Consider the following 20582-nt stretch of genomic DNA (forward strand, 5'->3'; position numbering starts at 1 on the left):
TCTATCGTTTGCTTTAGAGATGCGGGTTGCGCGGCCGGTATTTCTTCACCAGCCGTTGATTGGTCTCCTTGGCGCCCGGCATGTTGGCGCTGAGGTAGACCGGCGGCTCGCCATCCTTGCAGAGCTCGGCGGCGACATCGGCAAAGATGGCGTTCAGCACGGTGGTGCCGATGGCTGTCGATGCCGGGCCGACCTTCAGATCTGTGCCGGGCAGGTCGATAATGGCATCGCCCGGCGGCAGGCCGTTGTCCAGCACGACATCGGCGATATCAGCAAGCCTCCGGCGCCCATTGGCAATAGCGGCCGAATAGGCGAACGAGGTGATGGCGATGACCGTCGCGCCGATTTCGCGGCCGTAGTCGGCAGCCTCGATGGGCGCGGCATTGACGCCGGAATTGGAGGCGATGATCAGCACGTCGCCCGGCTGCATGCCGTAGCGCTCGAAGATCGGGCGGATAAGGCCCTCGGTGCGCTCATAGACCGAGCTGATGACGGCGCCTTCATGCAGCATGGCGGATCCCACAAGCACCGGGATGGTGAAAGCCAGACCACCGGCGCGGTAGTGCACCTCTTCCGCCAGCATATGCGAATGGCCGGTGCCGAAGACATAGACGCGACGATCGGCACGTGCGGCTGCGCAAATGGCGGCCGAAGCCTTCGACATCGGCTCCGCAAGCGTTTCGCGCAGGCTTTCCAGCCGGCCGATGAGGGCGGAAAAATAGCTGTCCGTGACTGCGGTCATGTCGCGCCTCCTTCTCGATTGTTTCAGGCCGAAGGCTGGCCCGAGATCCATGTTCCGGTGACTTCGATGCCGTCGTCGATGTGAACGAGGTCGGCGCGGGTGCCGGGTGTCAGGTGGCCGCGATCGCTGAGCCGCAGGAAGCGGGCGGGATAGGAAGTCGCCATGCGGAGCGCCTCCGCCAGTGGCAGCTCAAGAACATTGACACCGTAGCGGATCGTCGAGGCCATATCGACATCGGAACCGGCGAGCGTGCCGTCGTCCAGCGTCAGTTTGGAGCAATAGCCGCCCTTGGTGCGATAGACCGTGCGGCCGTTCAGGGTAAAGCTCGGAAGATCGGTGCCGACGAGCGACATGGCATCGGTGACGAAAAACAGGCGGCCTTCGCCACGCTTGGCGCGCAGCCCGACGCGCAGTGCTATCGGGTCGACATGGTGGCCGTCGGCGATGATGCCGCACCAGGGAGCGGGATGGTCGATGGCCGCGCCGACGAGGCCCGGCGCACGATGACCCATCTGGCTCATGGCGTTGAAAAGATGGGTGACGCCGCGGGCGCCGGCATCGAAACGCGCATCCGCCGCTTCCGCCGTGCAATCGCTATGGCCGATGCTGACGATGACGCCCCCGTCGCTCAGCGCTTGCACCTGCCGCTCCGTCACCTGCTCGGCCGCCATGGTGACCAGCAGCGTCCCGATCGCCTCGCGGGCACGGATGAAAGTCTTGACGTCGCTATCCTCGACCGGGCGCATCAGCTCGGCCAGGTGCGCGCCCTTGCGGGCCGGCGCCAGATGCGGGCCTTCGAGATGCAGGCCGGCGACGCCGCGATTGGCCTTTACTGCTTCGACTGCCGCCTCGATGGCGGCCGTGGTAGCTGCCGCGACATCGGTGATCAGCGTCGGCAGCAGCGAGGTGGTGCCGTAGGGCCGATGTCCCTCGGCGATCATGTACATGGATTCAGGCGACGGCTCGTCGTTCAGCATGCGGCCACCGCCGCCATTTACCTGCGCGTCGATGAAGCCCGGCGACAGGACGCCGCCCTTCAGTTGGATCGTCTCGGCGTTGTCGGGCACGTCGTTGGCACCGGTGATCGCGTGTATGCGGCCGTTGCCGATCACCAGCGCGCTATCCTCGTGAAAACGGTCGCCATCGAAGATGCGGGCGCCGGTAAAGACCTTGTAGTCCATCACATGGTCTCCGTTACCTTGAGAAGGTTAGCCGGCTTGTCAGGGTCGAAACCCTTGCGGCGCGTCACGGCCTCGATGAGGCGATAGTAGCACAGCAGCGATACCAGCGGATCGAGCAGGCCGTTGCCGGTGCTCGGCATGCGCAGGTTGATGCCCGGGAGTGCCGCGGTCGAGAAGGAGACGGCGGTCGCGCCGAGCTTCTGAAGGCGCTCCAGCGCCTGGGCATTGTTGGCAAAGGCGGCGTCATCGGGCGAGAAAGCGACGATCGGGAAGCCCGGCTGCACCAGCCGCATCGGGCCATGCATCAATTCGGCCAGCGAGAAGGCTTCGGCATGCAGGCCGGCGGTTTCCTTGGCCTTCAGCGCGGCTTCCAGCGCGATAGCGAAGGCGGGGCCGCGTCCGCCGGTATAGAGCGAGGAGGCGTTGAAGAGCACGTCTTCGGCAGCCTTGCCGTCGATGCCCGAGGTGGCCGTTAATGCTTCCGGCAGCCTGGCGAGGCCGGCAAAGAGGGCTTGGTCCTGCGAGATCGCCGCGGTGACGCCGGCAAGGGCTGCAACGGAGGCGATGAAGGATTTCGTGGCGGCGACGCTCTGCTCCTTGCCGGCATTGAGGCCGAGCACGATGTCGGCTTCCCTGGCGAGCGGGCTGTCGGTGACGTTGACGACGGCGATCGTGGTGGCGCCACCCTTCTTGGCGGCGGCCTGCATGGCGATGATATCGGGACTGCCGCCGGATTGCGACACGGTGAAGTGGATGCCGCCCTTCAGGTGGAGCGGAGCGCCATAGACAGAGGCGATCGACGGGCCGACCGAGGCAACGGGGATGCCGCAGGATATTTCCAAGAGATATTTGAAGAAGGTCGCGGCATGGTCCGAAGAGCCGCGTGCGGCTGTCGTGATCAGGGATGGACGGGTGGTGGAGAAGAGCTTCGCGATTTCGGCAAAAGCGGGCTTTTCCTTTTCAAGCAGCGTCGCAACCACGTCCGGCGACTGGCCGGCTTCCGTCAGCATCAGGGACTGGGTCTCGCTCATAGGTCATCTCCAATTCTCAATTCAGCTACAAAATCATAGGCATCGCCGCGATAATGCGAACGGGTGTATTCAACGACGCGCTGGTCCGCGAGGCGGGAGACGCGCTCGATCAAAAGCGCCGGCGCCCCGGCCTTGACGGTCAGGATCGATGCGGATGTGGGGTCCAGCGTCACGGCCGTCAGCCTTTGCTGGGCACGCACGGGCTTGAAGCCCTTGGCGGCGAGCGCATCATAGAGCGAACCCTCGGATACCGCGTCTTCGCCGAGGAATTTGATGGGGACGACGGCGCGTTCGATGGCAAGCGGCTGGCCGTCGGCCAGACGCAGGCGGTCGAGCCGCAGCACGGGTTCGTCAAGGCTGAGACCGAGCAGGAAGGATTCCTCCGGCGCGGGCGCGCTGATAGTGCGCGACAGAATGCGGGCCGCCGGCTCGCGGCCGCGTGAGCGCATGTCGGCGGAGAAGGAGGAAAGGCGCCAGAGCGGCTGCTCGATGCGCTCGACATGCTGCGAGACGAAGGTGCCGCTGCCGTGGCGCGATTCAATGACACCCGAAGCGAGCAGGTCGCGATAGGCTGTTCGCACCGTGACACGGCCGATCTGCAGGGCGCCGGCAAGATCGCGCTCGCCGGGCAGCGCCGCGCCCGATTTCAGCAGTCCCTCCTGAATGAGGCCCGTCAGCGCCTGCGCCAGGCGTTTGTAGAGCGGCCCGCTCCCGGTCCCCTCGCTGAGGCCGCGGTTGTTCAATTCGGTGATCAAACTGGTTCTATCCATGATGTACATATAGAACCTATTTAGAACCAATTCACAAGGCGAATCTGTCTGCCGGCCTAAAAAGAATCGGCCGGGCGCTTTGGACGCCCGGCCGAATTTCAAGAGAGCGGGGCATGTCCCGATCAGTTCTTGGTGAAGATGTAATCCGTTTCCTGCCGCAATACCTCACCCGGGCGGAGCACGGCATTGGGGAAGCCTTCGTGGTTGATGGCATCCGGCCAGACCTGCGTTTCCAGGCAGAAGCCGGCAAAGGGGCCGATCTTCTGACCATCATGACCGGGAACCGGAACGTTGAGCTTGAAGCCGGTATAGAACTGCACGCCGGGCTCGGTTGTGCGCACTTCCAGCGACACGCCGGAATTGACGCTGCGGGCCAGCACCACGGAACGCTTGGCGGTGCGCTCGGTCGACAGGCAGAAATTATAATCGTAGAGCGCCTGCTCGGTTCCGTCGAAGCGCTTCATCGGCGCCATTTCGCGGAAATCGAAGACAGTGCCTTCCACAGAACGCACTTCGCCGGTCGGGACCTGTTTCTCGTCCGTCGGCGTATAGTGATCGGCGGCGATCATAATGTCGTGACCGAGAGCATCGTCGCGGCCGTCGAGATTGAAATAAGCGTGCTGGCAGACGTTGGCGAGGGTCGGCTGGTCAGCGGTCGATTCGTAGGTGACCGACAGTTCGCCGTTGCCATGCACCCGATAGGTCGCCTGAATGGTGCAGTTGCCGGGATAGCCGGCGCGTCCATCGGGATCGACGATCTTCAGCACGACGCGATCGACGGCATGCTCGACGATCGTCCAGTTGCGCTTGGCGATATTGTCCTTGCCGCCGTGCAGATGCGTCACGCCCTTCTCGTTGAGCTCGAGCTGGTATTGCTTGCCATCAAGCGTGAAGCGGCCGGCGCCGATGCGGTTGGCGCAGCGGCCGGGTGTGGCGCCGAAATAGGAGGAATGCGCCGGATAGTCAGGGAAATTGTCGAAGCCGAGCAGTAAGGCCGGCTCGTGGCCGTCAAGCCGGAGGTCCTGGATGACCGCGCCCCATGACATGATATGCGCCGTCAGGCCGCCACCGACGATCTTGACGCGATAGACCGTTTCGCCGCTCGGCGTCGTTCCGAAAACTTCCCGTTGCAAAGTATTTTCCGTCATATCAGCTCATCCATACCTATCTAAAATGCGAGGCCAGACCCTGCCCCCATTCGTGCGGTTCCGCAACCGGCTCGATTGCGAAATTTAGAGGCGGCCAACGGGGGATCAAGCCTCGATCGGGCGTTCGAAGCGCTACGCTGCGCCGGAAGTGTGCAATGTCTATGACAGACCAACTGGTTTCCGTGACGGCCCCTCACCCTAGTCCTCTCCCCGCTCGCGGGGAGAGGGGACGACAGCATTAGACGATTGACCTCTCTGGTTTATGGGGAGGGATTTTGGGGCATTTTAGAGCTCCCTCTCCCCGCAATGCGGGGAGAGGGTTGGGGTGAGGGGTCAAGCACAGAGCCGCGGCAAAACTGTGCGTGCCAGATTATTGCAAAACAGACCGATCCGCTCAGCGCGACAGCTCCCGCGTCGCCTTCTCCAGTCCGCCGAGCGTCAAGGGATACATGCGCTCAGTCATGATGCGGCGGATGAGGGAGATCGACGTCGTATAGCCCCAGTAATCCTCGCGCACGGGGTTGAGCCAGACGCATTTGCGGAAATGGCCGGTCATCCGCGCGAGCCAAACGTCGCCCGCTTCCTTGTTCCAATGCTCCACCGAGCCGCCCGGCTGGGTGATCTCGTAGGGGCTCATCGCCGCGTCGCCGACGAAGACGACGCGGTAGTCGGGGCCGAAGGTGCGGATCAGGTCCGTCGTTGCTGTCATATCGACGCGTCGGCGGCGATTGTCCTTCCACACGCCTTCATAGAGGCAATTGTGAAAGTAGAAATATTCCATGTGCCGGAACTCCGAGCGGGCGGCGGAAAACAGCTCCTCCACCCCGCGGATATGATCATCCATCGAGCCGCCGACATCGAAGAACATCAGCAGCTTGATGGCATTGCGCCGTTCCGGCCGGGTCTGGACGTCGAGATAGCCGTGTTCGGCGGTGGAGCGGATGGTGCCGGAAAGATCCAGCTCTTCGGCTGCACCTTCGCGCACCCAGCGGCGCAGGCGCTTCAGCGCCACCTTGATGTTACGGGTGCCGAGTTCGACGCCGTCGTCGAGATTCTGGAAATCGCGGCGATCCCAGACCTTAACAGCCCGGCGGTGGCGTGACGCCTCCTGGCCGATGCGCACGCCTTCCGGATTGTAGCCATGGGCGCCGAAGGGCGATGTGCCCGCCGTACCGATCCATTTCGATCCGCCCTGATGCCGGCCCTGCTGTTCGGCGAGCCGCTGGCGCAGCGTCTCCATCAGTCTGTCGAAACCGCCGAGCGCCTCGATCTGTTTTCTTTCGTCTTCGGTGAGATGCTTTTCCGCTAGCTTGCGCAACCATTCATCGGGAATGGCCGTTGCCTCCACCGCTTCCGCATCGCCGCCGATCGTCTCCACGCCACGGAAATAATCGGCGAAAACCTGGTCGAAACGGTCGATGAACCGCTCGTCTTTGATCAGCGTCGTACGGGCCAGATAGTAGAAGGCCTCGATATCGTAGTCGGCGATCCCTTCTTCCATCCCTTCGAGCAGCGACAGGAATTCCCGGAGCGTTACCGGCACCTTCGCTTCCTTCAGCTTCAGGAAGAAGGGAATGAACAAGGCTATGACCTTTCTTGGCCGATCTCCTCCAGATCATAAGGCGTGGTCTGGTAGATCTCGTTGATCCAATTGCCGAAGAAAAGATGCGCGTGGCTGCGCCACCGGTTCTGCGGGGGAATCTCCGGGTCGTTATGGGGGAAGTAGTTATGCGGCATCTTGATCGGCACGCCCGCATTCACATCCCGGAAATATTCGTCCGCCAGCGACGTGGAATCATACTCCACGTGATTGAACATGTAGAGCCGGTTACAGGCCTGTTCGTGCAAGAGACAGACGCCCATTTCGCTTGAATCCATTAGGATCTGCAGGCCGGGGACCTTTTCGATGTCGTTGCGGCGCACTTCCGTCCAGCGCGAGACCGGAATGGCGAAATCGTCGGAGAAGCCGTTCAGATAGACGGATGACGGTGCCAGGTTCTGGTGGCGGTAGACGCCGAAGGCCTTTTCCTTCAGCGTATGCTTCGGCACGCCATGGAAATGATAGGCGGCCGCCATCGCTCCCCAGCAGACGTTCATCGTCGAATGGACATTGGTGGCCGTCCAGTCGAAGATCTGCCGCATCTCGTCCCAGTAGGTGACCTCTTCATACTCCAGCAGCTCGATCGGTGCGCCTGTTATGATGAAGCCGTCGAACTTGCGATCCTTGACCTCTTCCCAGGTCTGGTAGAAGGAAAACAGATGTTCCTCGGAGGTGTTCTTGGCCTTGTGCCCGCCGACGCGCACCAGCGAAAACTCCGTCTGCAGCGGCGATGCGCCGACGAGGCGCGCCATCTGTATCTCGGTCTTGATCTTGTTCGGCATGAGGTTGAGAAGCCCGATCTGGAGAGGGCGGATATCCTGACGGATCGCCACCGTTTCAGTCATCACCCGCACACCCTCGTTGCGAAGGGTCTCAAATGCGGGCAGCGTATCGGGAATCTTGATGGGCATTGTTTTCACTCGACCAAATACAAAAAAACCGGCCGCGATCATGAATCGCTACCGGTCCGCACGCGGCCCTTTAGCGACTTATTTAACGTGGCTGCAAGCCGGCCGGCCAAATCACCACAGAAGGAATTCCATAAACCTGCTGTCGCGGCGGGTCAATGGGCAAGCTTTGCGGGGGCTGGCGACCGCGCTTTGATGTCGGTTGCCGCTTACAGATGTTCAAGAAGTGCAAGCGTGACGTATTGAATGAGCCACCGTCTCTCAGACGGAAGCGGGAACGATTCCCGCGCATTTCGGGAAGCCACGGTTATGGAAATGCGTTCGGGAAACTTTCGTTGAGAAGATAGAAATGATCGCCAATTTTCGTTACGCTAATATATTCATCTGGCTGAGGATCGAGATTTACACAATCTCTGTTTTTGGCGCATGTCTTTTGAATTCGTTGGCGCCAAGCCTCTGATTGGTTGCCAATGGGCAAGACAATCTCATCGCTCTCGTCATAAACGAGAGTCACGTAAGTCTTCGCCGTGAAAGTGTCATCCCAGACAAATGTATTAAAGCGAGGTTCTGTGCTTTGCGCATCGCTTCGTTGGATTTCCGCTAGGTACCCGTTTCGCGTCAGCGCAAACCTTATGCTGTTGGGGGTTATGCCAGCAATTGCAAGCAGAACGATTGGAATCAGCAGAAAAACCGGGGTCACTAAAAGCGATAATACGCGCCGCCAGCGGCGACGTATTGAATTGATGCAGAGAGAAACTACAATTGCGATGGCAAGCAATAAGAATGCTAAAAAGTCAATGCCTAACCAATCCCATCCAGCGGGAAACCAACCTTCCCACGGTTGCACCAACACCGGCAGGAACCAGAGGGCATATGTCCAAGTGAATCTGTCGCCACGTTTTATATTTGGACCTGCCATGCTTTGCTTCCGTCGATTATCGCCTGCAGATGGTCTGAAAGCGCTTCGATCTCATGACGAGGTTGCATTACTTCCCTTGTCCCCGCGCCATGAAGGCCAGCCGCTCGAAGAGATGCACATCCTGCTCGTTCTTCAGGAGTGCACCATGCAGCTTCGGCAGGGCGGTTTTCGCGTCGCCGCGCAAGGTGGCCGGATCGACATCGTCGGCGACCAGCAGGCGGATCCAATCGAGCGCTTCGGATGTGGAGGGCTTCTTCTTCAGGCCCGCCACGTCGCGGATCTCGAAAAATTGCGTCAGCGCCGCATGCAGAAGCGCCCGCTTGATGCCGGGATAGTGCACCTCGACGATGCGCGTCAGCGTTTCCATGTCGGGAAAGCGGATATAGTGGAAGAAGCAGCGGCGCAGGAAGGCGTCCGGCAGCTCCTTTTCATTGTTTGACGTGATGATGACGATCGGCCGGATCGCGGCCCGGATCGTTTCGTCGGTCTCGTAGACATGGAATTCCATGCGGTCGAGTTCCTGCAGCAAGTCGTTCGGAAATTCGATATCGGCCTTGTCGATCTCGTCGATCAGCAGCACGCATTTCTGCGGCGCGGTGAAGGCCTGCCAGAGCTTGCCCTGTCTGATATAGTTACTGATATCATGGACGCGTGCGTCGCCGAGCTGGCTGTCGCGCAGGCGCGAGACGGCGTCGTATTCGTAGAGGCCCTGTTGCGCCTTGGTGGTCGATTTTACATTCCACTCGATCAGATCCAGGCCGAGAGCAGCGGCCACCTGTCGCGCCAGTTCCGTCTTGCCCGTGCCCGGTTCTCCCTTTACCAGAAGCGGACGCTCCAGCCGGATGGCGGCATTGACGGCGACCATCAGATCCTTGTCGGCGATATAGTCGGCAGTTCCTTGAAATTGCATCGGAAGGCTTTCTCAATCTTTCCAGTGCAAGCTAGTTGCTGACCTTATTCGGTTCAAGGCGTGAAACCGTGTATATAGGAACGTGATCGCACTAATCTGTTGCAAGGGTGGACATGAGGGCGGGTCATGATTAACTGACGGGACGTGCGTCGCAGGGAAGTGCTGATGGCAGTTGAAGCGCAAGCCAAGCCGAATATCCAGGGAAACGAGCAGGTCGGTTACGATTTGAGCCTTTTCTTTCGGCTGAGGATGATGTTCTCCGCTTTCTGGAATTCGCCGGTACGCATCAAGATCATTTCGCTGACCGTAGCGCTCTTCCTGATTATCATGGTCACCGCCTACGTCCAGGTGCTGCTGAACAGCTGGAACGCTCCTTTTTACGATTCGCTGGCAAGGCGCGATACCTCCGCCTTCTTCCACCAGCTCGGCGTCTTCGGCATCATCGCCGGCTCGCTTCTGGTCCTCAACGTCATCCAGGCCTGGCTGAACCAGATGACCGCGCTCTATATGCGCGAGGGCCTGGCAAGGGATCTGGTGAACCAGTGGCTGCAGGCAAAGCGTGCGCTTCGTCTTGCCTCCTCCGGCCTGATCGGCGTCAATCCAGACCAGCGGCTGCATGAGGATGCCCGCAATCTCGCCGAAAGCACGACGGGTCTGGCGATCGGCCTGGTGCAGGCGACGATCCTGCTGCTGAGCTTTATCGGCGTGCTTTGGGAGCTGTCGAGCGGCATGGTCTTCCATTTCAGGGGCGCGAGCTTCTCCGTCCCCGGCTACATGGTCTGGGCGGCGATCCTCTATGCCGGTTCGGCATCGTTCCTCAGCCAGTTCGTCGGCCGCCGGCTGGTGCGGCTGAATGCCGACCGCTATTCGAAGGAAGCCGAGCTGCGCTTCGCGCTCATGCACGCCAACGAGCATATGCCAGCGATCACAATTGCCGGCGGCGAAGAGAATGAACGCCGGCGGATCAATGTCGATATTTCCGCAGTGCTCGCCGTCATCCGCCAACTTGCGATAGCCAATACCAATCTCACCTGGGTTTCCGCCGGCTACGGCTGGCTGGTGCTGATCATCCCCATCCTCGTGGCTGCGCCCGCCTATTTCTCCGGCGGGCTGACCTTCGGCCAGCTCATGGTGGCGGTCGGCGCCTTCAATCAGGTCAATTCGGCCCTGCGCTGGTATGTCGCCAATTTCGGGCCGATCGCCGAATGGCGCGCCACGCTGATGCGCGTCACCGATTTCCGCAAGGCACTGACGGAGATGGACGACAAGACGCCGATGCCGCACACCCTCGTCTTCGAGAAGGCCGCGCCCGGCACGATGGTTTGGACCGACATGGAGATTTCCACCAGGACCAGCGACGAGGCGACCGAGAACGGCTTCCGGATCGCCGAGGGGACGGTCACGATCAATGCCGGCGAACACATCATGATCAATGGCGATCACGGCGTGAACCGCAGGCTGCTGTTCGAGGTGCTGGCGCATCAATGGTATAGCGGCTCCGGCACCGTCAGCCTGCCGCCGATGGAAGACGTGCTGTTCATGCCGCACACACCCTATGTGCCGAGCGGCACGCTCAGGGAGGCGATCTGTTTCCCTGAGGATCGGGATGTCTACGATGAGGCCGCGGTCGAGGCCGCGATGGATAAGGTGAGCCTTGGTCGCCTCAAGAGCCGTCTCGACACGCAGGCCCGCTGGGACCGACTGCTTGATACCGAGGAGCAGAAGGCCGTCGGCTTTGCGCATCTGCTGTTGGCGAAGCCGAAATGGATAGTCCTCGACGATGCCATGGAAGGGCTGGAGGCGGAAATTCAGGCGCAGTTTTCAGCGCTGCTGGCGGAATTGACCGACGTGACCGTGATCTATATCGGCCGCAACGATGCCTACCTTCATGCCATGTCCCCTCGCGTCCTGCACCTGCAGGCACTGGCGTCGCGCGAGGATGAGGTGGCCGCCGCCACGCCGCCGGCGGCCGCGCCCGCCGAGGCGGCGGTCAGGGATCCGAAGAAGGCCAATGCGCCGTAACTTTGCTTCGGAGACGTGTATGTCCGGCCATGGCGGTGCCAGCCGCCAAAACTAAAACGCCCCGTCGTGGCGACGAGGCGTTTCTCATGCAAGCAAGAGGCTGAAGCTCAGTCCTTGGCGCGCTCGACGTAGGAATTGTCTTCCGTGGCGACGACGACGCGGGTGCCGGCGTTGATGTGCGGCGGCACCATGGTGCGCACGCCGTTCGACAGCATGGCGGGCTTGTAGGAGGAGGATGCCGTTTGGCCCTTGACGACCGGTTCGGTCTCGGTGATCTCAAGCGTGACATGGCGCGGCAGCTGGAGTGCCAGCGCAATACCTTCATGTATCGACAGGACGCAGGTCATGCCTTCCTGCAGATAGGCTTTCTGGTCGCCCATGGTCTCGACATCGACGACCACCTGATCGTAGTTGGCCGGGTTCATGAAGTGGAAGCCTTCGCCATCTTGATAGAGGTACTGGAAGTTCACGTCTTCGACGAAGGCGCGCTCGACCTGCTCGGTGGTGCGCCAGCGTTCGGACACCTTAACGCCGTCGACGATGCGGCGCATATCGACCTGGGTAACCGGCGTACCCTTGCCCGGATGAAAGTTCGCGGCGGTGAGAACGACGTAGAGCTTGCCGTCGACGTCGAGAACGTTGCCCTTGCGGACCGAAGAGGCGATGACCTTGACCATAAGACTTCCTTGTAACGCTGCGTTTTGCGTCGTAGAGGGACTGTCTAAATGCTCTCCGAGACGCAGCAATTGTTTGCTTGGGGGCGCAACTACCCTAAATCAATGGAAATTGCCACCCCCAACGCGGCTTGCGCCCTGAAGAAAGCTAGGAATGAAGCCAACGACGAGCAAAGCGTCTCCCTGGTGGACCCGCAATGTCCATGCGGACCGGCGGCCGTTTCTCATTGGCCGTAACGCCATCCAGGCGGCTCTGCGGGGTTTCTTCGTGCGCAACGACTTCATCGAGGTGGATACGGCGACGCTGCAGGTGTCGCCCGGCAACGAGGCGCATCTCCATGCCTTCGAGACCGAGGCGCTGACGACGGACGGCAAGGCATCACCTCTCTATCTTCATACATCGCCAGAGTTTGCCTGCAAGAAGCTGCTCGCGGCCGGTGAGGAGCGCATCGCCTGTTTTGCCCACGTCTATCGCAATCGCGAACGGGGGCCGCTGCACCATCCGGAATTCACCATGCTGGAATGGTATCGGGCTGGGGAAAGCTACGAGGCCCTGATGACCGACTGCTCTGTTCTGCTGGCGCTGGCAGCCGAGACGGTCGGGGCAAAAAAGCTGACCTATCGGGGCGCCGAGACCGATCCTTTCCTCACGCCGGAGCGTATCAGCGTCGCAGCGGCTTTCGAACGTTACGCCGGCATCGATCTTTTTGCCTCCATCGGCATGGGCGGATCCACGGACCCGGAGCGCCTGGCGGCGGACATGCGGCGGGTCGGCATACGCGTTGCCGCGGACGACCTCTGGCCCGATCTCTTCAGCCGGGTGCTGGTCGAGAAGGTCGAACCCAATCTCGGCTTCGGCCGCGCCACGATCCTCGATGAATATCCCGTCTCCGAGGCGGCGCTTGCCCGGCCTTCGGCTGGGGATCACCGTGTCGCCGAACGTTTCGAGCTCTATGCCTGCGGCGTCGAGCTTGCCAATGCGTTCGGTGAACTGACCAATGCCGTCGAGCAGCGGCGGCGGTTCGAAATCGAGATGGCGGAAAAGCAGCGCGTCTACGGCGAGACCTATCCGTTGGACGAGGATTTTCTGGAGGCGCTGGCCGTCATGCCTGACGCAAGCGGCATCGCGCTCGGCTTCGACCGGCTGGTGATGCTTTCAACCGGGGCCTCGCGTATCGAGCAGGTGCTCTGGGCGCCGGTCACGGAGTTCGGCGCATGAATTCGATGCGTCCGATCAGGAATATCAGCGAGCTCGAGCGTGCCGGATTGATCGATGCCGACGAGGCGATCTCGCTGGAGGCGGTGGCGGAGCGATATGCGGTCGCGCTGACACCGACGGTTGTGCGGCTGATCGACCGTGCCGATCCCGCCGATCCCATCGCCCGGCAATTCGTGCCCGACATGGCTGAACTTGTCGTCACGCCGGAAGAGCGCGCCGATCCGATCGGCGATCATGCCCATAGCCCGGTCGAAGGCATCGTCCATCGCTATCCGGACCGGGTGCTGCTGAAGGCCGTGCATGTCTGCCCGGTCTATTGCCGCTTCTGCTTTCGCCGCGAGATGGTCGGGCCGCAGGGTCTCGGGACGCTCGATGGCGAGGCGCTCGATGGCGCCTTCGGCTATATTCGCGATCACGGCGAGATCTGGGAGGTCATCCTCACCGGCGGCGACCCGCTGGTTCTTTCGCCGCGGCGACTGGAAGAGATATTGCGGCAGCTCGCCGATATCGATCATGTGAAGATCGTCCGTTTCCACACGCGCGTTCCCGTCGTCGATCCCTCGCGGATCGACGCGGCGCTGATCGGGGCACTGAGGGCGAGCGGCAAGACCATTTATGTGGCGCTGCATGCCAATCATCCCCGGGAACTGACGGGCGAGGCGCGTGCGGCCTGCGCCCGGCTGGTCGATGCGGGGATCGTGCTCGTCAGCCAATCGGTGCTCCTGAAGGGCGTCAACGACGATCCGGATGTGCTGGCAGCTCTGATGAAGGCTTTCGTCGAAACGCGGGTGAAGCCCTATTACCTGCACCATCCCGATCTCGCGCCCGGCACCAGCCATTTCCGCCTGACGATCGCAGAAGGCCAGGCGATCGTCGCGGCTCTGCGCGGCCGCATTTCCGGCCTCTGCCAGCCCACCTATATTCTCGATATTCCCGGCGGCCACGGCAAGGCGGATATCGGCAGGAGTTCGGTTCGCGAGATCAACGAGGGTTGCTATTCGATTTCGGATTATCGCGGCGGCGAGCACGTCTATCCGCCCGATTCATAGATCCGGGGCTGCCGTTTTACTCTGCCGCTATGCTTGTTATGAGATTTTTTGAATAAAACGTATTGGCGAATTTGGCACATTAACCTTATTGCCGGTGGCGCCTATTCACAAATCGATACGCGAAAATATTAGATCATCATAATATTTACCTGTAAACGCTGCCTTGCATGGCTTACAGATGGTAAACCTCATTTAGGCAAATGTTGAATATGGGAATCTTCTATGAAGTATATCCCGATTGTATTTACCACGTCGATTAGCGGAATGTTCTATTTTCCCCGTTACTTCTTGGCTGACGATAAAACTGCGTAACTGCAGTTATGCTTGCCATTGCCAGAAGGGACTAGATTATGAACAAGACGATTCGCGATTTGCTGGCCAAGTTCGGTGCGCTTCCCGTTGCCATCGACGAGATTGCCGATGATGCCGATCTCTATGTCACGGGATTGTCCTCATTCGCCTCCGTACAGCTGATGCTCGGCATCGAAGAGGCTTTTGACGTCGAGTTTCCCGACAATCTGCTGAACCGCAAGTCCTTCGCCAGCATCGCCGCCATCGAAAAGACTGTCGGCATGATCCTGGACAGCCGGAAGGTTGCATGATGAGCGTGGCGGTCGCTTTGCTTGAGGTTGGGTCGGGAGACGGACCGGCTGTACGTGCCGCGCGCGTCGCCGCGATCGCCAGCCAACACGCCGATGCCGTCGATGCCGAGGGCCGGTTCCCGCGCGAAGCCGTCGACGCAATGCGCGCCGAGAGATTGCTATCCATCCAGATCCCCGCCGCTCTCGGCGGCGAGGGCGCATCGATCACTGAAATCGCCGAGCTTTGCTCGATCCTCGGCCAGGCCTGCGCGGCCAGCGCCATGGTTTTCGCCATGCATCAGATCAAGCTTTCGAGCCTGGTCGAGCATGGCGCAGACAGCGATTGGCACCGTGATTTCATGCGCCGCATTGCGAGCGAGCAGCTGTTGCTGGCCTCGGCGACGACCGAAGGCGGCATTGGTGGCAATCTGCGCAACAGCATCTGCGCCATCAAGATCGAGGGCGATACCTGCTTCCTGGAAAAGGATGCGACCGTCATTTCCTATGGCGCCCATGCCGATGCGATCCTGATCACGTCCCGCAGCCACACCGAGGCCGCTTCTTCCGACCAGGTGCTGACGGTTTTCCTTAGGGATCAGTATAGGATTGAACGCACCGTCGAGTGGAACACGCTCGGCATGCGCGGTACCTGTTCCGACGGCTTCCTGTTCAAGGGCGAGGCGCCGGCCGCGCAGATCCTGCCGAAGCCGTTTGCCGAGATCGCCGCGCAATCGATGCTGGCGAGCTCGCATCTGCTCTGGAGCGGCGTCTGGTACGGAATTGCGGCCGATGCCGTTGCCCGTGCTCAGGCTTTCGTGCGCGCCGCGGCCCGCAAATCGCCGGGCACGCAGCCGCCGGGCGCGTTGCGGCTGGCGGAAGTCTCCAGCCTGCTGCAGATGGTGAAGTCGAATGTCGTTGCCGGTCTGAAAGTCTATGAAGAGGCCAAGGCCGATGCCGACCGGCTTTCTTCGATGGGCTTTGCCGTCGCGATGAACAACGTCAAGATCGCGTCGTCGGAGATGATCCTGCCGATCATCAATCACGCCATGCTGATCTGCGGCATCATGGGCTATAAGAACGGCACGCCCTATAGCCTTGGCCGCCATCTGCGCGATGCCCATTCCGCTCAATTGATGATCTCGAATGACCGCATTCTCGGCAATACGTCGACCATGCTGCTCGTCCACAAACAAGATACCAGCCTATTGGGGTAATCGTCATGGATATGCAAACTTCGTTTCTCGACCGCCTTTTCGAATCCGGTCTTCTGATCGATACCGGCGTTGACGGTCTTTACGGCCGCAGCGGCCAGTTCGAAGACGTCATTGCCGCTTTCGAGCGATTGATCGACAAGTTCGGTGGTGCCGATGGCGCCGAGGCCATCCGCTTTCCGCCGGGCATGAACCGCGTCTTTTTCGAGAAGAGCGGCTATATGAAGAGCTTCCCGCAGCTCGCCGGCACGGTGCACAGCTTCTGCGGCAGCGAGCTCGATCATATGAGCCTCTTGAAGTGCATGGAGGTCGGCGACAACTGGACGAAAGACCAGCAGGCGACCGATATCGTGCTGACGCCGGCGGCCTGCTATCCGCTCTACCCGACCGTCGCCAAGCGCGGCGCTCTGTCGGAAAGCGGCGCTCTGTTCGATCTGCAGTCTTACTGCTTCCGTCACGAGCCTTCCAAGGATCCGGCCCGCCAGCAGCTCTTCCGCATGCGCGAATATGTCTGCATGGGCACCGACAAGCATGTGACGGATTTCCGCCAGAGCTGGATGGATCGCGGCATCGAGATGATGAAGGCTGTCGGCCTCGACGTGACCATCGACGTCGCCAACGATCCCTTCTTCGGCCGCGCCGGCAAGATGCTCGCCAACAACCAGCGCGACCAGAACCTGAAGTTCGAGCTGCTGATCCCGATCACCTCGACCGCCAACCCGACGGCCTGCATGAGCTTCAACTATCACCAGGACGCCTTCGGCGCGAAATGGGGGCTGAACTTCGCTAACGGTAGTGTCGCGCACACGGCTTGCGTCGGCTTCGGCCTGGAGCGCATCGCGCTGGCGCTGTTTCACCACCACGGTCTCGACGTCAAGGAATGGCCCGAGAGCGTGCGCCAGGCGCTGTGGGGCTGATCGCTTCCATGGCTGCCGTCTTCCCGGGATTGGATCCCGCCGCCTACAAGCCGCATGCGTTGCACTACAGTGAGCGCATGTGGCCCGAGACCAATTGCTACATCGATCTCTGGATCGAAGTGCTCTCGAGCCTGAAGCTTCAGCCGGAAGCCATGCTCGGCTTCACCATGGGCCAGGATTTCGAGGGCGACCAGTTCACCTTCTTCAAGGTGCCGCTCGAAGATCTCGAAGCACTCTACGGCATCCGCTGCACGGAGCTTGCGATCTACGACAAGATCCAGCATCACGTCGCCGAGCAGATCGGCCGCGGCCGGCTCTGCCTGGTGGAGATGGACTCCTTCTTCATGCCGGATACGCAGGGCGTCGGCTATCGCCGCGAGCATGGCAAGACGACTGTCGCGATCAACCGGCTGGATATGGAGGAGCGCAGGCTCGACTATTTCCACAATGGCGGATTCTTCCAGCTTTCGGGCGAGGATTTCGACGGGCTGTTCCAGCTGCAACTGACGGAAGACGACCTGCCGTTCCTGCCCTATACGGAATTCGCGAAATTTTCCGACAAGACACCGGGCGAAGCCGCCATCCGGCAAACATCGCGGCAGCTGCTGTCGTTCCATTTCCGCCGCCGTCCGCAGGCCAATCCCATCCGCGCCTTCGCCGAGGTCTTTCCCGTGCAGGTCGAAGCGGTTGCAGAACGGCCTTTCGGCTTCTTCCACAAATATGCCTTCAACATGCTGCGCCAGCTCGGCGCCAATTTCGAGCTTGCGGGCAGCCATCTCGACTGGCTGACGGCGGATTTCTCCGATGCCGCCGCTGAAGCGCGGCGGATTTCCGAAGCGGCGAAATCGGTGCAGTTCCAGCTTGCCCGCGCCATCACGCGCAAGAAATTCGAGCCATTGCGGACAGCGCTTGATCCGGCCGCCGATGCGTGGGATGCCATGATGGGGCTGCTTGAACGGAAGCTCTGACCGGCTTCCGTTCGATTGCGAAACGGCTCGGCGATTTCGGGATAGATGTGGGGCGGGGAAATCCCCCGGAAAGATGTCATGGGCGGGCGCTTGGCTGATATCGGCGGCGGAATGCGGCTGAGCGAAGGGTGGAATCTGGTGCTGACGGATGCGGGCACCTGTGCCCTGCCTTCCGACGTGCCCTTTTCGGCCGGCTTGATCCCTGCGCCGGTGCCGGGCACCGTGGCAGAGGCGCTGGAAAAGGCCGGGCTCTTCGACCGCGCGAAACCTCACCCCCTCAACGACCGGGATGCCTGGTATATCTGTCGCATGGTGGATGTGGATGCCGGTGATGCGGTGCTGCGGCTGGAAGGGCTGGCAACACTCTGCGAGGTCTTCCTCAACGGTCAGAAAATCCTCGTCTCCGAAAGCATGTTCGAAGCCCATGATATCGCCGTGAGCCTGCTTGGCGGTGATGAGCTGGCGCTGTGCTTCCGCGCTCTGGGGCCACGGCTTTCAGAGCAGGGTTCCCGCGCCCGCTGGCGGCCGCAGATGATCACGCCGCAGGGCCTCCGGTTCGTTCGCACGACATTGCTCGGCCACATGCCGGGCTGGTGCCCGGAAATCCATGCCGTCGGCCCATGGCGACCGGTTTCCCTTCTGCGCCCGAGCGCGCCTGTGATCCGCGACCTCTCCCTGCGGCCGGATTTGCTCGATGATGGCGAAGGCCGGCTCTATGCGTCGCTTTCGATCGAAGGCGATGCCGGGGAGATCGTCCTGCGCTGCGGTGAAGTCGAGCAGGCTTTCGAACGAGACAGTCCCGGCCGCTACAACGCCATCCTGAAAATTCCCGGTGTGGAACCGTGGTGGCCGCATACGCATGGCCTGCCGCACCTCCATGAGGTCGCGCTTGTCATCGACGGCGCGGAATATCCCCTCGGAAACACCGGCTTTCGACGGCTGTCGGTCGATCGCGGCGCCGACGGGCAGGATTTTGCTGTTGTCATCAATGGCGCACGGATCTTTTGCCGCGGCGCGGTCTGGACGGCGGCCGACATCGTGCGCTTGCCCGGCAGCCGCGAGGACTACGAACCCTGGCTGCGGCTGGCGGCTGAGGCCGGCATGAACATGATCCGCATCGGCGGCACCATGGCCTATGAGGCGCCGGATTTCTTCCGCCTCTGCGACGAACTCGGCCTGCTGGTCTGGCAGGATTTCATGTTCGCCAATTTCGACTATCCGAAGAGTGACAAGGCGTTCAACGCCCATGTTGAGGCGGAAGTCTCGCAACTTCTTAGCCGTACGCGCCTGTCGCCTTCGCTTGCCGTTCTTTGCGGCGGCAGCGAGATCCATCAGCAGGCGGCAATGATAGGCCTGCCCGAGCGCTTCTGGGCAAGCCCGATCGTCGAGGAAATCATCCCGCCGGTCGTACAATCGCTGCGGCCCGATGTGCCCTATGTCGTCAACTCTCCCTCCGGCGGCGCCATGCCGTTTTCTCCGAATGCCGGCGTCACGCATTACTACGGTGTCGGCGCCTATATGCGGCCGCTCGCCGATGCGCGCCGTGCCGATGTCCGCTTTGCGGCCGAGAGCCTGGCATTCGCGCATGTGCCGCAGGCCCGCACGCTCATCCGGCATCTGACGGTTCCTGCCGTTCATAGCCCGCTATGGAAGGAGCGCGTTCCGCGCGATCGCGGCGCCTCCTGGGATTTCGAGGATGTGCGCGATCATTACCTTCAGGAACTTTACGGCTTCGAGCCGAATCGATTGCGGCGGGAGGATCCGGATCTCTATCTCAGCCTCTCGCGCGCCGTGACCGGCGAGGTCGCGGAAGAGACCTATGCCGAGTGGCGGCGGCAAGGTTCGGGTTGCAACGGCGCGCTTGTCTGGACACTGCAGGACCTGCTGCCCGGCGCCGGCTGGGGTGTGATCGACTCCACGGGCGAGCCCAAGCCGATATGGTATGCGTTGCGCCGCGCCTTCCGGCCCGTGCAGGTGCTGTTGACAGACGAAGGCACCAACGGTCTCGACGTGCATATAATCAACGAGAGCGATGCGGCGCTTGATATCGCGCTCGAGGTTTCCTGCCTGCGCGACGGCCGTCAAAGAGTGGTGGGCGGCAGCCGGGAATTGGTGGTCGAAGCTCGCGGCAAGCAGAAGATAGCCTGTACGGATCTCTTCGGCGCCTTCTTCGATACGACCTACGCCTTCCGCTTCGGGCCGCCTTCGCATGATGTGACGGTGGCACGGCTGACGGCACCCGGTACCGGCGCGCTGATTGCGGAAGCCTTTCATTTCCCGCTCGGCAGGGCGGCCGCATTCCACGACGCGGAGATTGCGGCATCGGTCCTGCAGGAGGGCGAGGATTGGTTCCTGGATCTTCGCAGCGACCGTCTGGCGCAATCGGTGCAGATCGATTTCGAGGCCTATCGGGCCGAGGATGACTGGTTTCACCTGCCGCCGGACGGCAGCCGGCGGGTCCGGCTTCACCGGCGGGCAGGAATACCGGCCGACTCCGTTCCGATGGGTCAGATCCGCGCCATCGGTAGCCGGCGAATCGTCGAGGTTTGATTGAGGTGCGGCAAATGCCGACACCTATCTCGCTCTTGGCGGGCGAGAAAGTAAAAACTTAGGATTGGGCGCGGGCTTGTCCCTCGTCTAATTCTTAGTTTTTACAAGAGCGAGGGTAGGTATGGGCGCAAGAAAACGACCCCCTCTCTTGCAATTTCAATGGCTTAGAAATTGCTCTAAAC

At 61.2% G+C, this 20582-nt stretch carries 18 protein-coding genes and 1 riboswitch; of the genes, 8 read left to right on the forward strand and 10 right to left on the reverse strand.

What is annotated here, in order from left to right:
* Positions 1-13: 13 nt before the first annotated feature.
* The 9 genes from JTP94_RS26620 to JTP94_RS26660 all read right to left on the reverse strand — a co-directional run bounded on the left by JTP94_RS26620 (position 14) and on the right by JTP94_RS26660 (position 9209).
* Positions 14-742, reverse strand: a complete 729-nt coding sequence (locus tag JTP94_RS26620) for an SIS domain-containing protein (RefSeq protein WP_204853417.1) — start codon at positions 740-742, stop codon at positions 14-16.
* Between the two features lie 23 nt (positions 743-765).
* The gene (nagA, locus tag JTP94_RS26625; RefSeq protein ID WP_204853418.1) at positions 766-1923 is read right to left on the reverse strand and encodes an N-acetylglucosamine-6-phosphate deacetylase; all 1158 of its coding nucleotides are present in this window, start codon (positions 1921-1923) and stop codon (positions 766-768) included.
* The gene (locus tag JTP94_RS26630) at positions 1923-2954 is read right to left on the reverse strand and encodes an SIS domain-containing protein (RefSeq protein WP_204853419.1); all 1032 of its coding nucleotides are present in this window, start codon (positions 2952-2954) and stop codon (positions 1923-1925) included. The genes nagA and JTP94_RS26630 overlap by 1 nt, the downstream gene beginning before the upstream one ends.
* Entirely contained in the window at positions 2951-3724 is a 774-nt protein-coding gene (locus JTP94_RS26635) for a GntR family transcriptional regulator (RefSeq protein WP_204853420.1), read from the reverse strand. The genes JTP94_RS26630 and JTP94_RS26635 overlap by 4 nt, the downstream gene beginning before the upstream one ends.
* A 122-nt stretch (positions 3725-3846) precedes the next feature.
* Positions 3847-4872 (reverse strand): aldose epimerase family protein, encoded by a 1026-nt coding sequence (locus JTP94_RS26640; RefSeq protein WP_204853421.1) that lies wholly within the window; start codon positions 4870-4872, stop codon positions 3847-3849.
* Between the two features lie 394 nt (positions 4873-5266).
* Positions 5267-6454, reverse strand: coding sequence for a VWA domain-containing protein (locus JTP94_RS26645; RefSeq protein ID WP_204853422.1), 1188 nt, complete (start codon positions 6452-6454; stop codon positions 5267-5269).
* Positions 6455-6456: 2 nt separating this feature from the next.
* The gene (gene metA / locus JTP94_RS26650; RefSeq protein ID WP_204853423.1) at positions 6457-7383 is read right to left on the reverse strand and encodes a homoserine O-succinyltransferase; all 927 of its coding nucleotides are present in this window, start codon (positions 7381-7383) and stop codon (positions 6457-6459) included.
* A 50-nt stretch (positions 7384-7433) separates the two neighbouring features.
* A riboswitch (SAM riboswitch) is annotated at positions 7434-7511 on the reverse strand.
* A gap of 176 nt (positions 7512-7687) precedes the next feature.
* Complete coding sequence (locus tag JTP94_RS26655) at positions 7688-8299, reverse strand: hypothetical protein (protein ID WP_204853424.1); 612 nt, start codon at positions 8297-8299, stop codon at positions 7688-7690.
* Between the two features lie 67 nt (positions 8300-8366).
* A complete protein-coding gene (locus tag JTP94_RS26660) occupies positions 8367-9209 on the reverse strand; it encodes a MoxR family ATPase (RefSeq protein ID WP_204853425.1) in 843 nt (280 codons plus the stop codon).
* Positions 9210-9374: 165 nt separating this feature from the next.
* Here JTP94_RS26660 and JTP94_RS26665 point away from each other — a divergent pair, with 165 nt between their 5' ends.
* Positions 9375-11231, forward strand: a complete 1857-nt coding sequence (locus tag JTP94_RS26665) for an ABC transporter ATP-binding protein/permease (RefSeq protein WP_204853426.1) — start codon at positions 9375-9377, stop codon at positions 11229-11231.
* A 107-nt stretch (positions 11232-11338) separates the two neighbouring features.
* Here the strand turns inward: JTP94_RS26665 and efp are convergent, their stop codons facing one another.
* Entirely contained in the window at positions 11339-11908 is a 570-nt protein-coding gene (efp, locus tag JTP94_RS26670) for an elongation factor P (protein WP_204853427.1), read from the reverse strand.
* Between the two features lie 151 nt (positions 11909-12059).
* Between efp and epmA the strand changes: the two genes are divergently transcribed.
* The 7 genes from epmA (at position 12060) to JTP94_RS26705 (ending at position 20400) form a co-directional block, all read left to right on the forward strand.
* Entirely contained in the window at positions 12060-13124 is a 1065-nt protein-coding gene (gene epmA / locus JTP94_RS26675) for an EF-P lysine aminoacylase EpmA (RefSeq protein WP_204853428.1), read from the forward strand.
* Positions 13121-14173 (forward strand): lysine-2,3-aminomutase-like protein, encoded by a 1053-nt coding sequence (locus JTP94_RS26680; RefSeq protein ID WP_204853429.1) that lies wholly within the window; start codon positions 13121-13123, stop codon positions 14171-14173. The genes epmA and JTP94_RS26680 overlap by 4 nt, the downstream gene beginning before the upstream one ends.
* Positions 14174-14523: 350 nt before the next feature.
* The gene (locus tag JTP94_RS26685; protein ID WP_034509339.1) at positions 14524-14775 is read left to right on the forward strand and encodes an acyl carrier protein; all 252 of its coding nucleotides are present in this window, start codon (positions 14524-14526) and stop codon (positions 14773-14775) included.
* The gene (locus JTP94_RS26690) at positions 14775-15968 is read left to right on the forward strand and encodes an acyl-CoA dehydrogenase family protein (RefSeq protein WP_204853674.1); all 1194 of its coding nucleotides are present in this window, start codon (positions 14775-14777) and stop codon (positions 15966-15968) included. Before JTP94_RS26685 ends, JTP94_RS26690 begins: the two co-directional genes overlap by 1 nt.
* 5 nt (positions 15969-15973) lie before the next feature.
* A complete protein-coding gene (locus tag JTP94_RS26695; protein ID WP_204853430.1) occupies positions 15974-16882 on the forward strand; it encodes an amino acid--[acyl-carrier-protein] ligase in 909 nt (302 codons plus the stop codon).
* Positions 16883-16890: 8 nt separating this feature from the next.
* Positions 16891-17850, forward strand: coding sequence for a DUF1839 family protein (locus JTP94_RS26700; RefSeq protein WP_204853675.1), 960 nt, complete (start codon positions 16891-16893; stop codon positions 17848-17850).
* A 78-nt stretch (positions 17851-17928) separates the two neighbouring features.
* Complete coding sequence (locus JTP94_RS26705) at positions 17929-20400, forward strand: glycoside hydrolase family 2 protein (RefSeq protein ID WP_204853431.1); 2472 nt, start codon at positions 17929-17931, stop codon at positions 20398-20400.
* Positions 20401-20582 lie beyond the last annotated feature (182 nt).

Source organism: Martinezella lusitana (genome assembly GCF_016901135.1).
In the GTDB taxonomy this organism is placed as follows: domain Bacteria; phylum Pseudomonadota; class Alphaproteobacteria; order Rhizobiales; family Rhizobiaceae; genus Rhizobium; species Rhizobium lusitanum_D.

Coding starts and splice junctions, on each gene's coding strand:
- JTP94_RS26620 (WP_204853417.1), bottom strand. CDS start 742: ATGACCGCAGTCACGGACAGCTATTTTTCCGCCCTCATCGGCCGGCTG.
- nagA (WP_204853418.1), bottom strand. CDS start 1,923: ATGGACTACAAGGTCTTTACCGGCGCCCGCATCTTCGATGGCGACCGT.
- JTP94_RS26630 (WP_204853419.1), bottom strand. CDS start 2,954: ATGAGCGAGACCCAGTCCCTGATGCTGACGGAAGCCGGCCAGTCGCCG.
- JTP94_RS26635 (WP_204853420.1), bottom strand. CDS start 3,724: ATGGATAGAACCAGTTTGATCACCGAATTGAACAACCGCGGCCTCAGC.
- JTP94_RS26640 (WP_204853421.1), bottom strand. CDS start 4,872: ATGACGGAAAATACTTTGCAACGGGAAGTTTTCGGAACGACGCCGAGC.
- metA (WP_204853423.1), bottom strand. CDS start 7,383: ATGCCCATCAAGATTCCCGATACGCTGCCCGCATTTGAGACCCTTCGC.
- JTP94_RS26655 (WP_204853424.1), bottom strand. CDS start 8,299: ATGGCAGGTCCAAATATAAAACGTGGCGACAGATTCACTTGGACATAT.
- JTP94_RS26660 (WP_204853425.1), bottom strand. CDS start 9,209: ATGCAATTTCAAGGAACTGCCGACTATATCGCCGACAAGGATCTGATG.
- JTP94_RS26665 (WP_204853426.1), top strand. CDS start 9,375: ATGGCAGTTGAAGCGCAAGCCAAGCCGAATATCCAGGGAAACGAGCAG.
- efp (WP_204853427.1), bottom strand. CDS start 11,908: ATGGTCAAGGTCATCGCCTCTTCGGTCCGCAAGGGCAACGTTCTCGAC.
- epmA (WP_204853428.1), top strand. CDS start 12,060: ATGAAGCCAACGACGAGCAAAGCGTCTCCCTGGTGGACCCGCAATGTC.
- JTP94_RS26680 (WP_204853429.1), top strand. CDS start 13,121: ATGAATTCGATGCGTCCGATCAGGAATATCAGCGAGCTCGAGCGTGCC.
- JTP94_RS26685 (WP_034509339.1), top strand. CDS start 14,524: ATGAACAAGACGATTCGCGATTTGCTGGCCAAGTTCGGTGCGCTTCCC.
- JTP94_RS26690 (WP_204853674.1), top strand. CDS start 14,775: ATGAGCGTGGCGGTCGCTTTGCTTGAGGTTGGGTCGGGAGACGGACCG.
- JTP94_RS26695 (WP_204853430.1), top strand. CDS start 15,974: ATGGATATGCAAACTTCGTTTCTCGACCGCCTTTTCGAATCCGGTCTT.
- JTP94_RS26700 (WP_204853675.1), top strand. CDS start 16,891: ATGGCTGCCGTCTTCCCGGGATTGGATCCCGCCGCCTACAAGCCGCAT.
- JTP94_RS26705 (WP_204853431.1), top strand. CDS start 17,929: ATGGGCGGGCGCTTGGCTGATATCGGCGGCGGAATGCGGCTGAGCGAA.